The sequence below is a fragment of the Dactylosporangium sp. NPDC051087 genome (assembly GCF_055586325.1).
In genome coordinates this window covers 237,004-249,851 of sequence record NZ_JBVJIJ010000017.1, presented here as the reverse complement: position 1 = coordinate 249,851, position 12,848 = coordinate 237,004, and the positions used below count along the sequence as shown (strand labels likewise).

Sequence of the window (12,848 nt, the reverse complement as noted above, 5' to 3'; positions counted from 1 at the left end):
TCGAAGTCTGGGGGTTTCCCGGGTTCTTGCGTCGTGTCCCGTCCGTGACAAGGCGGCGGCGGCATTCTGGGCGGGTGCGCGTGCTGTTCTCCGTGTCGTCCTGGCCGACCCACTACTCGGCGATGGTGCCGCTCGGCTGGGCCCTGCAGGCCGCCGGGCACGAGCTGCGGGTGCTGTGCATGCCGTCGCAGACCGCGGCGGTCGCCGGTGCCGGGCTGCCGCCGGTGCCGCTGCTGGGCGGGATGGAGGTCGCGGTGCACAACCGGATGTCCTACATCCGCGAGGCGCGGGCCGGGCAGTGGCCGTACCCGTGGACGCCGCTGCACCCGGTGACCGGCGCGGCGATGTCCACACTGGACGGTTTCGACGCCGGGGAGTACGCGCGCACCGACGGCGCCCGGTTCGCCGCGGCGTCGGCGGCGGGCCACGACGCGGCGGTGGATTTCGCCGGGCAGTGGCGTCCCGACCTCGTCGTCCACGACCCGGTGAGCACGGAGGGCCTGCTCGCGGCATTGGTGGCAGGTGTACCGGCGGTGCTCGCGCTCTGGGGACCGGTGGGCACGCACGAGCCGCCGCCGGTGCGGATCCTGCCCGACGACCTCGGCGACTCGTTCGCCAGGCACGGCTTCGGGCCGTTCAGCCCCGACCTGATCCGGCACGTGCTCGACCCGTGCCCCGACGAGGTGGCCCCGCCGGTGCGCGGGCTGCGTCTGCCGGTGCGGTACGTGCCCTACAACGGCCCCGGCGTCCCGCCGGCGCCGCTGCCGCGGATCGAGGGACGGCCGCGGGTCTGCGTCACGTGGTCGACGGCGCTGAGCACGATGACGGGCCCGCGCTCGTACGCGCTGCCCGCGATCGTCGAGGCGCTCACCGCCCTCGGCGTGGAGACGGTGCTGACCGCCACGAAGGAGGACGCCGCGGCGCTCGGCCCGGTCCCGTCCTCGGTGCGCCTGTTGGAACGCTGCCCGCTGTACGCGCTGCTGCCCGACTGCGACGCGGTCATCCACCACGGCGGCGCGGGCAGCGCGATGACCGCCATGGTGACCGGCACCCCGCAGCTGGCCATCACGTTCGCCAGCGAACAGGCCTGCCTCGCCGAGCGGATCGCCTCCTCCGGCGCCGGACTGCACCTGCCGGGGCACACCGCCACCGTGGACACGATCGGTGCCGCGGTCACGGCGCTGCTGGCGGATCCCGGTCACCGCCGAGCCGCGGCCGGCCTGCGCCGGGCCGCGGTCAACCGGCCGACCCCCGTGGAACTGCTGCCACGCCTGGAGAAACTCGCGGCGGGTTAGCGCTCAGTGGCGGCGCTCCGCGAACTCGCGGATCGAGGACACCATGTAGTCGATCATTTCGGCGGTGACGCCCGGGAACACGCCGATCCAGAAGGTGCGCTCGGTGATGACGTCGCTGTTCTCGAGGCTGCCGCTGACCCGGTAGGGCTCGTTGCGGTATGCGGGCTGCCGGGCCAGGTTGCCGGCGAACAGCAGCCGGGTGCCGATGTTGCGCGACTGCAGGAAGTCCACCATCGCCCGCCGCTCGAAGCCGGCGTCCGCGGTCAGGGTGATGACGAAGCCGAACCAGCTCGGGTCGCTGCCCGGCGTCGCCTCCGGCAGCAGCAGCCCCGGCGTGCCGTCGAGGCCGTCGCGCAGCCGCTGCCAGTTGCGGCGGCGGGCGTCGACGAAGTCCTGCAGCTTGGTGAGCTGGGTCAGGCCCAGCGCCGCCTGGATGTCGGTGGCCTTCAGGTTGTAGCCGACGTGGGAGAAGATGTACTTGTGGTCGTAGCCGTACGGCAGGTCGCCCATCTGGTAGTCGAACCGCTTGAGGCACTTGTTGTCCTGCCCCGGCTCGCACCAGCAGTCCCGGCCCCAGTCCCGCATCGACTCGGTGATCCGGGCCAGCTCCAGGCTGTCGGACAGGATGCAGCCGCCCTCGCCCATCGTCAGGTGGTGCGCGGGGTAGAAGCTCACCGTCGAGTAGTCGCCGAACGTGCCGGTCGTCTTGCCCTGGTACGTCGACAGCACCGCGTCGCAGTTGTCCTCGACGAGGAACAGCCCGCGGTCCTTGCACAGCTGCCGGATCTCCGCGACGGGGAACGGGTTGCCCATCGTGTGCGCCATCATCACCATGCGGGTCTTCGGGCTCAGCGCCGCCTCGACCCGCTCGACCGTGGTGTTGTAGGTGCCGAGGTCGACGTCGACGAAGACCGGCACCAGGCCGTGCTGCAGCAGCGGGTTGACGGTCGTCGGGAAGCTGGCGGCGACCGTGATGACCTCGTCGCCGGGGCGCAGCCGCTGGTCGCCGAGCTCCGGCGCGGTCAGCGACGCGACCGCGAGGAGGTTGGCCGAGGAGCCGGAGTTCGTCAGGTGCGCCTTGCGCACGCCGATCGCGCGGGCGAACAGCCGCTCGAAGCGCAGCGCGGTCGCTCCCGACGCGATCCGCATCTCCAGGGCCTGCTCGACCAGGGCGGCGCGGTCGTCCTCGTCGAGGACCGCGCCGGACGGCATGATGTGCGTGACCCCGGGCACGAAACCCTGCTCGGCCGCTGCTCTGTCGCGGTGGAGTTTGCGGGTCTGCTCCAGGATGAGCTGCTTGACGTCGTCAGCCATGCGTGAGTTCTCCATTCGCTGCGGAGCTTCGATGGGGGGCGGCCGCGCCACCGGTGCCGGCCGGCTGGAGCGCCGGCCGGTGTGCCCGGGCCTGCAGCCACAGTGCGGCGACCGCGTCAGCGAGCGGGCGGGTCGGCTCCCAGCGCAGGTCGCGCCGGGCGGTGCCGAGGTCGAGGGGAGTGGCTGTGACGCCCGCGTCGCGGCGTTCGCCGGGCGCGGTCCGATCGGTCGGTCGTGCGGTGCCGCCGGCGCACCGCAACAGCAGGCCGACGAGGTCGGTGACGTCGGTGAGCCGCCCGCCGCCGATGTTGACGACGGCCGGCACCGCGGGGGCCTCGGCGGCGCACAGGACGGCGTCGCCGACGTCGCGGACGTCGACGAAGTCCCGGGCACCGTACAGCGGCGGCAGTTCGACGTCCGCCGGGTCCTCGGCGATCCGCCGGGCGATGCCGCCGAGCAGTCCCTCCGGCGGCGCCCACGGGCCGACGGCGGTGGAGATGCGCAGGACGACCGCGTCGAGGCGTCCCGCGTTGACGGCGGCGGCCACGGTACTGGTGCCGGCCAGCTTGGTCTGCGCGTAGCGGCTCACGGGGCGGGGGGTGACGTCCTCGGTGAGCGGCAGGCCGGGTGGCTGGTCGCCGTACTCGTATCCGGAGCCGATGTGCACGAGCCTGACCCTGCCGCCGGCGGCCCGCGGCGGCAGCTCGGCGACGGCGTCCACGAGCCGTTCGACGAGCACCACGTTGCCGGCGATCAGTTGCCGCTCGTCGGCCGCGGCGGCGCCCCACAGCGCGCCGGCGGCGTTGACGACGACGGTGGGCGCGGCTTGCAGCAGCGCGGCGGCGAGGTCCCCGGGCCGGTCGCGGACGGGGTCGATCCGCAGCGTCCGGCAGCCGGGGGCGAGCCGCGCGCCGGCGGTCGCCGGGTCGCGGACGGCGGCGGTGACCCGCCAGCCGGCCGCCAGCATCATCGTGCTGACGTTGCGCCCGACGAACCCTGTCGCCCCGAACACCACCGCGTGCGGCGCCGGGTCCCGGGTCGGTCCGGTCGTGTGCATGACGGCCTCCTCAGCGCCCCCGGTGGCCGCGGTGAGCACGGTGGCCGCGCCGACGCCGCCACCGTCCTGCCATCGTGCGGCAGACGAACGGGATCGGTGCCGCATGCAAATCAAGTCTGGGGGTTTCCCCGGACTCGGACCCGTTTCCATTCGCATCGCCGCCTCACACCGCCGTCGGCTGCGGCACCGCACCGGGCGCGACGACCGGCTCCGGCTCCGGGACCGGCTCCTGATCAGTGGGCGGTTGCGGCGCCGGGGCGTCGGGGAGCTCCCGTTCCAGCAGCCGGACCCGCGGGCGGAGCGCGGTGAGCACGACGATGCCCAGCAGCAGCGGCGCGGCGGCGAGGAAGACCAGCGCGATACCGCCCGCGGTCCCGCCGCCGGTGACCCGCCCGAGCGAGCCGGCGAGCGGACCGCCCGGGTCGACCAGCGGCGTCGCGGCGTACTGCGCGAGGGGCCCCGCGGTCGCGTAGGCGAGGGGCTGCGCGGACCAGGCGATCATCCGCCGGACCGCGAACACCCGGCCCTGCACCTCCTGCGGCGTCTTGCGCTGCCACAGGGTGGCGGTGACCGCGTTCGTCACGGCGTAGCCGGCGAGGATGCCGAACATGCCGGCCGCGGCCGTCCACACGGCGTGCCCGGCGCCCATCGCGACGACGAGGAGCGCCTGCACGGTGGCGACGGTGAGGATCGCCCGGATCCGGTGCCGCGGCTCCCGGGTGACGCTGATGACGCCGCCGCCGATGACCATGCCGGCCCAGCCGACGGCCTCGACGATGCCGTACGCGGTGGGCCCGGACAGGCTCAGCACCAGCGGCGGCACCAGCACGATCACCCATTGCATGCCGAAGTTGTTGACGGCGAAGAACAGCAGGAGCCCGGACAGGCCCGGCCGGGCCCGGATGTAGCGCCACCCGGCGCTGAGCTCGCCCGTCAGGGGCGCCGACCGGTCCCGGTCGCGGGCCGGTGCGGGCGGCATCCGCCGCAGCGACCACAGCATCGTGCCGAGCGCCGCGGTGAACGTGAGCACGTCGACGAGCAGCAGCCCGCGCAGCCCGAGCACGCCGTAGAGGCTGCCGGCGATGACCGCGCCGAGGACCTCGCCGAGCGCCTCGGCGAGCCCGACCCGGCCGTTGGCCTTGCTCAGGTGCTCCCGGGGCACGATCTCGCCGACGAGCGCCGAGAACGCCGGCCACTGGATGGCTTTGAACACCGAGAGCAGGACCGCGACGACGTACACCTGCCAGACCGCGAACAGTCCGGCGCTGACCAGGATCAGGGCCAGCAGCGTGACGGCGGCGGTGCCGGCGTCGCTGAGCAGCATCGCCCGGCGGCGGTCCCACCGGTCCACGAGCGCGCCGGCGAGCGGGAGCAGCACGATCCCCGGCAGCGTCGCGGCGAGGACCATGAGCGTGAACGCGGTCGGTGAGCCGGTCTGGTCGTAGACCCAGATGCCGGCGGCGAACGCGGTCACCGACGAGCCGATGAGCGAGACCGCCTGCCCGGCCCAGACGACATGGAACAGCCGCATCTCAGACGCCTTCCGTCAGGTCGGTGAGCAGCTCGAACAGCTCGGCGAGGCGGGCCCGCACGGTCGCGGCGTCGTACAGCGCGGTGCTGTACTCGACCCAGCCGCTGATCCCGTCCGGGGTCTCCCGGCAGCGCAGGTGCAGGTCGTAGCGGCAGGTGCCGCGGTCCACGTCGACGTGTGAGGCCCGCAGCCCGGCCATGTCGCCGGCACCTGGCGGCAGGTTCTGCACCGCGAACATGAAGCGGCACAGCGGCGGCCGGTCGCCCTTGCGCGCGTCCGGGTCGTAGCGGTCGGCGAGGACCTCGAACGGGGTCCCCTGGTGCTCCCAGATCCCGAGCATCGTGCCGCGCACCCGGGTGATCAGGTCCCGGAACGAGGGCGACCCGGTGACGTCGGCCGGGACCGGGACGACGTCGGCGAACGGGCCGACCTCGTCGTGCGCCGCGGCGGGCCGGTCGGCGACGGGCACCGCGACGAGGAACCGCTCGGTGCCGGTCTGCCGGGCCAGCCATACCTGGACGGCGGCGAGCAGGACCATGAACGTGGTCGCGCCCGTCGCGCCGGCCGCCTCCCGGACCGCCGTGGACAGCTCGGCGGGCAGCGTGAAGCGGTGCACGGCGCCGTCCAGGGACCAGGTCCCGGCGCGGGGCCGGTCGGGCGACGCGCTGACGTCGACGGGCACGTCGCGCAGCAGGCCGTCCCAGAACGTGAGGTCGCCGGTGCGGGGCGCGGCGTAGGAACCGAACCCGGCGACCGGTGGCAGCGCCGGCCGGGCACCACCGGTCAGGTGCGTGTAGTACGCGGCGATGTCGCGCTGGATGACGCTGAGCGACCACCCGTCGGCGACGGCGTGGTGCACGGCGAACGCGAACAGGTGCCGGTCGCCGGCGACGCGGGCGATGGTGGCCCGCACCAGCGGGCCGTCGCCGAGGTCGAACGGCCGCCGAAGGGCCGCCTCGGCCAGTGCGACGGCCTCGGCCGCGCTCCCGGCGTCCCCGACGGTCACCGAAGCGGGCAGGACCGGCTCCACGACCGCGCGGTCGCCGTCGCCGGCGAACCTGGTGCGCAGCGCGGGATGCCGGGCCACGACGGCGTCGACGGCCCGGGCGAGCGCGACGACGTCGAGGGTGCCGTCCAGCCAGCCGGCGAAGCCGATGTGGTAGGCCGCGCCGGCGTCCCGGTGCCGCACCATGGCCGCCTGCGCGGGCGTGGCCCGGTCGTCGCCGGAAAGCTCCACTGTGGACGCCGACGGGGCCGGTGTGGACACGGTGGCGGCGATCGCCGCGACGGTGCGCAGGTCGAAGACCGCCCGCAGCGGCACGGCCCGGCCGAACGCGGCCTGCAGCGCCGCGGCGAGGCGGGCGGCGAGCAGCGAGTGACCGCCGAGGGCGAAGAAGTCGTCGTCGCGGCCGACCGGCCCGGCGTCCGGCAGCTCCGTGCGCAGCACCTCGTGGAACACGGCGGCGACCCGCCGCTCGAGGTCGGTCCGCGGCGGGTCGGCGGCCGGCGCCGCGACCCGCAGCGCGGCGAGGGCCTTCCGGTCGACCTTCTGGTTGGTGGTGCGCGGCAGGACCGCCATCGCGTGCAGCGTCGCGGGCACCAGGTGCTCCGGCAGCCGTGCGCGCAGCGCCGCCAGTACCCCGGCGACGTCGAGAGCATCGGGTGCCACGAACGCGGCCAGGCGGGCCGGGGATCCGGTGACCACGACGGCGGCCTCGGCGACGCCGGGCAGGCCGCGCAGGACCGCCTCCAGCTCGCCGGGCTCGACCCGGACGCCGCGGATCTTCACCTGGTCGTCGTCGCGGCCGACGAAGTGCAGCACCCCGTCGGCGTCGCGGACCGCGGTGTCGCCGGTCCGGTACGCGCGAGCACCCGGAACCCGCGAGAACGGGTCCGGCACGAACCGGGCCGCGGTCAGCGCCGGCAGGCCGTGGTAGCCGTCGGCGAGCCGGTCGCCGCCGATCCACACCTCGCCGGGCACGCCGGTGGCGGCGAGGTCACCGGCCCGGTCGACGAGCCACACGCGGGCGCCGGGGGCCGGGACGCCGATCGGCGCGCCGCCGTGCCCGGCGAGGTGTGGATCGGCGGCCACGGGGTGCCAGGTGGTGGTCATGGTGGCCTCGGTCGGCCCGTACTGGTTGACGATCGCCGGCCGTCCCGCGAACAGGGTCCGGGCCCGCGCGGCGTCGTGCCGGTCGAGGACCTCCCCGGCGGTGAGGACGAGGCGCAGCCGGTCGCCGGTGCCGGGCCGGGACGCGGCCTCGGCGAGCAGCGACCGCAGCAGGGTCGGCACGACGCTGAGCAGGCAGGTGACGCCTTCCCGGTCGATCGCGTCGAGGATGGCCGCCGGGTCCGTGGCCTGCTCGTCGCTGAGCAGCACCACGCGGGCGCCGCCGGCCAGGGGCCCGATGAGGTCCCGGACGGACGCGTCGAACGCGAGCGCCGGCAGCTGCAGGACGGTGTCGGCGGGTCCGAGCCGGAACGTCGGCAGCAGGTATTCGGTGAGGTACCCGGCCGCGGCGGCGTGCGGGGTGCGGACGCCCTTCGGGGTGCCCGTCGACCCGGAGGTGTAGGCGAGGTACGCCACCGACCGCGGTCGGGGCCGGCCGTCACCGGACAGGGCGGGCGCATCCGGGTCGAGGCGGACGACGGTGAGGCCGCCGGTGACGAGGCTGTGCGCGCCGCTGTCGCGCAGCACGGCCTCCCACCGGGCCGGTGGGTGGCGCAGGTCGAGCGCGACGTACGCGGCGCCGGTCCGCAGCACCCCGAGCACGGCCACGACCTGGTCGGCGCCGCGGGGCAGGGCGATGCCGACGACGTGCCCGGCCCGCACCCCGGCGCTGCGCAGCCGCGCGGCCAGCTCGCCGGCGCGCTCGCCGAGCTCGCGGTACGTGACGGGGGCCGGGGCGAGGACCGCGACGGCGTCGGGCCGGCGGAGGATCTCGTCGTCGACGAGCGTGTGCAGGCACGTCGGCGCGGGCCGGTCCGCGAGGTCGTCGCCGGTGAGCGCTTCGCGTTGCGCCGGGTCGAGCAGGTCGAGGCGGTCCAGCGGCGTGTCGGGGGCGGCGACGGCGCCGGCGAGCAGCGTCAGCAGGTGCCCCGCGGTGCGGGCGACGCGGTCGGCGTCGAAGCGGGCCGTCTGGTAGAGCAGCGACCCGGACAGACCGTCGGGCCCGTCCTCGAAGGACAGGTTGAGCTCGGCCTTCGCCGACGACGGGACGAACGGCTCGGGGGACAGCGTCACCCCGCCGGCGAGGGTCGCCACGGCCGGTGTCTGGTCGATGGTGACGGTGCACCGGGTGACCGCCGCCGCGTCCAGCCGCAGCGCCTCGACGAGCCGGGCGAAGGGCAGCTGCCGGTGCTCGTAGGCCTCGACGACCGCGGTCCGCACGTCGCGGACGAGCTCGCGGAACGTGGCGGCACCGGTCACCCGGACCCGCAGCAGCACGGTGTTGAGCAGCATCCCGACGACCTGCTCCAGCTCCGGCCGGGCCCGGTCGGCGACCGGCATCGCCAGGACCACGTCGTCGCCGCCGGTGAAGCGGTGCAGCAGCGTCACGTACGCGGCGAGCAGCACCATGAACGGGGTGCCGCCCTCGGCGCCGGCGAGGTCGCGCAGCGCCGTCGCGACGGGGTCCGGGACGGTGAAGCGGTGCGCGGACCCGGCCGGATCCAAGGTCGCCGGCCGGGGCCGGTCGGCGGGCAGGTCCGGACCGGCGGGCAGGTCGCGCAGGCGGTCGCGCCAGTAGGCGAGCTCGGCGTCGAGCCGGTCGCCGCCGGCGAGGCCGCGCTGCCAGCGCGCGTAGTCCGCGGCGGTGCGGCGGGCCGGGACCGGCGGCTGCGGGCGGCCCGCGGCGGCGGCCTCGTAGGCGGTGACGAGGTCGTCGTGCAGGACGTTCATCGACCAGGCGTCGACGACGGCGTGGTGGAACGCGAGCGCGAGGACGTGCTCGTCGTCGGCGACGGTGATCAGCGCGGCCCGCATGAGCGGCGCGGCGGCCAGGTCGAACCCGGTGCCGGTGACCTCGCCGACGAGGTCGTCCAGGGCCGCGGCGGGCGCACCCCGCAGGTCGTGCCGGTGCACGGTGAGGTCGAGCCGGTCGGCGACGACCCGGCGGGGTGCTCCGCCGTCGGCGACGAACGTGGTCCGCAGCGCGTCGTGCCGCTGCGGCAGCGAGGTCAGCGCGGCGACGAGAGCGTCGGCGTCCAGGGCGCCGCGCAGCCGGCTGACGACCGGCACCACGTAGGACGGGTCGGCCGGGTGGAGCTGGTCGACCAGCCACAGGCCGGCCTCGGCGGCGGACAGCTCCGGCACCGGGCCGGTCGCGGCCGGGACCGCGGGCAGCTGCGGCCCGGCGTTCGTGGCGCGCCGCAGCAGCTCGGCGAACCGGGCCGGGGTCGGCGCGTCGAACGCCCATTTCAGCGGCGCGTCGACGCCGAGGGTCTGCTGTACCCGTGACAGCAGCCGCACCGCGAGGATCGAGTGGCCGCCGAGGGAGAAGAAGTCGTCGTCGCGGCCGACCCGTTCGACGCCGAGGACCTCCGACCACAGCGCCGCGAGGGCCTCCTCGTCGGCGCCTTCCGGTGCGGTGTAGTCGGCGCGGTCCGGTGCCACGTCCGGCGGGTCCGGCAGCCGCTTGTAGTCGACCTTGCCGCTGGACAGCTGCGGCAGCGCCGGCAGCACCACGATCGCGGCCGGCACCATGTACTCCGGCAGCCGCGACCGCAGCCAGGTCTGCAGCTCGGCGGGGTCCGGGTCGGTGTCGCCGGGGGTCACGTAGGCGATGAGACGCTCGTCGCGGGCGACGACGGCGGCGTGCCGGACCCGGGCGGTGAGCACCGACTCGATCTCGCCGAGCTCGACCCGGAAGCCGCGCAGCTTCACCTGCCGGTCGACCCGGCCGAGGAAGTCGATGAGGCCGTCGGCGCGCCACCGCACGAGGTCGCCGGTGCGGTACAGCCTGCCGCCGGGCGGGCCGTAGGGGTCGGGCACGAACCTGTCGGCGGTCAGGTCGGGCCGGCCGAGGTAGCCGCGGGCCAGCTGCACCCCGCCGATGCACAGCTCGCCGGGCACGCCGACCGGCTGAACCTGCAACGCCTCGTCGAGGACGTAGCAGCGCACGTTGGTGGTCGCGGCGCCGATCGGCACCCGCGGGTCCCCGTCGAGGCGGCACCGGTCGGCGGTGACGTTGACGGCGGTCTCCGTCGGCCCGTACGCGTTGTACAGCTCCGCGCCCAGCGACGTGAGGAACCTGCCCCGCAGCTCGGGGGTGAGGGCCTCGCCGGCGCTCTTCACCACCCGCAGCGCGGGCAGCGGGGTGTCGCCGCCGTACGCCAGCAGCGCCGCGAGCATCGTCGGCACGAACCGCACGTAGGTGACCCGCTCGGCGGCGAGCAGCGAGCGCAGGTAGGCGGGGTCGCGGTGGCCGCCGGGCTCGGCGATGACCAGCCGGGCGCCGCTGGACAGGGCGGCGAAGATCTCCACGACCGAGTCGTCGAAGGTGACGTTGGTCTTGAACAGCACGGTCGCGTCGGGGCCGAGACCGAAGCGGTCGACCTGCCAGTGCACCTGGTTGTGGGCGGCGCGGTGGCTGACCATGACGCCCTTGGGCCGCCCGGTCGACCCCGACGTGTAGAAGACGTAGGCGAGGTGCTCGCCGACGATCCGCGGGTCGGGGCACCGCTCCGGCCGGGCGGCGATCAGGTCCCGCTCGGCGTCGACCCGCACGGCACGGGCGCCGGTGCCGTCGAGGACCCCGGCGAGCGCGGTGTCGGTGACGACGAGGGCGGCGCCGGCGTCCTGGACGACGGTGACGGTGCGGTCGGCCGGGTGGTCCGGGTCCAGCGGCAGGTAGGGCGCGCCGGACCGCACGATCGCGACGATCGCGACGATCATGTCGATGCCCCGGTGCAGCAGCACGCCGACGGGCCGGTCGGGGGCGGCGCCGGCGTCGCGCAGGTGGGCGGCGAGCCGGTCGACGCGGGCCATCAGCTCCCGGTAGGTGACCTGGCGGCCGCTCTGGACCAGCGCGACCGCGTCGCTGTCGCGGCGGGCGGCGATCCGGGCGGTGAGGTCGGGCACGTCGGTGTGCACCCGGACCGGTCCCTGCCAGGCCCCGGTGACCAGCGCGTGCTCGGTCTCCTCCAGCAGCGGCAGCCGGTCCACGGGCAGCCGCGGGTCGGTGACGGCGGCGCCGAGCAGGTTCAGGTAGTGGTGCATCGCGCGCCGGGCGGCGGGCTCGTCCCAGATGTCGCGCCGGTACTCCAGCTCGACCTCCAGCCCGTCGGTGAGCTCGGTGACCGAGACGGCGAGGTCGAACTTCGCGGTGTCCGGGCGGAACCGCTCGACGAGGGTCATCCGGGCCGCGCCGAGCCGCACCGTGGTGCCGGTCCGGGCGGCGGAACTGTTCCAGTCGAACACCACCTGGAACAGCGGGGTCGCGTCGGTGTCGCGGGCCAGCGGCAGCGCCGCGACGACCCGCTCGAACGGCACGTCCTGGTTGGTCTGCGCGGCGGTGGCCGCGTCGCGGACCCGCTCCAGCAGCGCCGCGAACGGCAGTCGCGGGTCGACGTCGGCGCGGACCACGACCGTGTTGACGAACAGGCCGATGAGCGGCTCCACCTCCGGCAGCGCGCGGTTCGCGACGGGGGTGCCGACGAGGATGTCGCGCTGGCCGCTGTACCGGTGCAGCAGCGCGTGCAGCGCCGCCAGCATGACCGCGTGCGGGGTCGCGCCGTGCGCACGGGCGAGGGCCCGGACCGCCGCGGCGACGTCGGCGCCGACCCTGGCCTTCAGCCGGTCGCCGCCGGTGGCGCCGCAGACGCCGGGACCCGGCGACGGCAGCTCGAGGCGCTCGGCGGCGCCGGCGAGCTGCCCGGTCCAGTAGGCGAGCTGCCGGTCGAAGCCGCCGTCGGCGAGGCGGCGCACCTGCCAGGCGGCATAGTCGGCGTACTGCAGCCGGGCCGGGCCCGGTGCCGGGCCGTCGCCCAGCTCTGCGGCGTATCCGGCGGACAGCTCCCGGGCGAGGACGTCGACGGACCAGCCGTCGAAGGCGATGTGGTGCAGGCTGAGGACCAGGTGGTGCCGGTCGTCGCCGGTCCGCGCGAGCACCGCCCGCCACACCGGCCCTTCCCGCAGGTCGAACGGGCGCTGGTACTCGTCGCGGGTCAGCTCGTCCAGCGCGGTGTCGGCGGCGCCGGGCAGGTCCACCCGCCGCAGCCGGAGGCCGACCGGCCCGGTCACCTGCTCCTCGACGCCGTCGGTGCGCCGGTACGTCGTGCGCAGGATCTCGTGCCGCTCCTCGACGCCGCGTAACGCCCGCTCCAGGGCGTCGGCGTCCAGCGGCCCGTCGATCCGCAGCGTGAAGATCACGTGGTACGTCGGGGTGCCGGGGTTCAGCTGCTCCAGGAACAGCAGCCGCTGCTGCGCCGGGGACGCCGGCCGGGGACCGCTGCCGGGCGTGATCGTCTGCGCGGGCGCACCGGCGGTGAGTCGCGCCAGCCGCTGCTCCACCAGGCTGCGCACGTCCGTTGACAGGCGCTCCGGGCTGGTGCTGGTGCTCATCGGGGGTCCCCTCCGTCGCGCGCGGGCGTCGTCACGCCCGCGTCTGCTGACAGGCAACACGACGTGGACTAGGGAACTTGTTAATAC

At 75.4% G+C, this 12,848-nt stretch carries 5 protein-coding genes; 1 reads left to right on the top strand and 4 read right to left on the bottom strand.

The annotated features are described in order from the left end of the window. Positions 1-74 precede the first annotated feature (74 nt). Complete coding sequence (locus ACZ6TV_RS30920) at positions 75-1,295, top strand: nucleotide disphospho-sugar-binding domain-containing protein (RefSeq protein WP_465300815.1); 1,221 nt, start codon at positions 75-77, stop codon at positions 1,293-1,295. Positions 1,296-1,298: 3 nt separating this feature from the next. On the opposite strand, the gene rfbH is transcribed toward ACZ6TV_RS30920, so the two are convergent. From rfbH to ACZ6TV_RS30900, 4 genes are all read right to left on the bottom strand, one after another. After that, entirely contained in the window at positions 1,299-2,609 is a 1,311-nt protein-coding gene (rfbH, locus tag ACZ6TV_RS30915) for a lipopolysaccharide biosynthesis protein RfbH (RefSeq protein ID WP_465300814.1), read from the bottom strand. After that, the gene (locus tag ACZ6TV_RS30910; protein WP_465300813.1) at positions 2,602-3,666 is read right to left on the bottom strand and encodes an NAD-dependent epimerase/dehydratase family protein; all 1,065 of its coding nucleotides are present in this window, start codon (positions 3,664-3,666) and stop codon (positions 2,602-2,604) included. The genes rfbH and ACZ6TV_RS30910 overlap by 8 nt, the downstream gene beginning before the upstream one ends. Before the next feature lie 163 nt (positions 3,667-3,829). Next, positions 3,830-5,197 carry an MFS transporter gene (locus ACZ6TV_RS30905; protein ID WP_465300812.1) on the bottom strand — a complete coding sequence of 456 codons (1,368 nt, stop codon included), beginning with the start codon at positions 5,195-5,197 and terminating at the stop codon, positions 3,830-3,832. Between the two features lies 1 nt (position 5,198). Further along, complete coding sequence (locus ACZ6TV_RS30900) at positions 5,199-12,761, bottom strand: amino acid adenylation domain-containing protein (RefSeq protein WP_465300811.1); 7,563 nt, start codon at positions 12,759-12,761, stop codon at positions 5,199-5,201. Between the last annotated feature and the right edge of the window lie 87 nt (positions 12,762-12,848).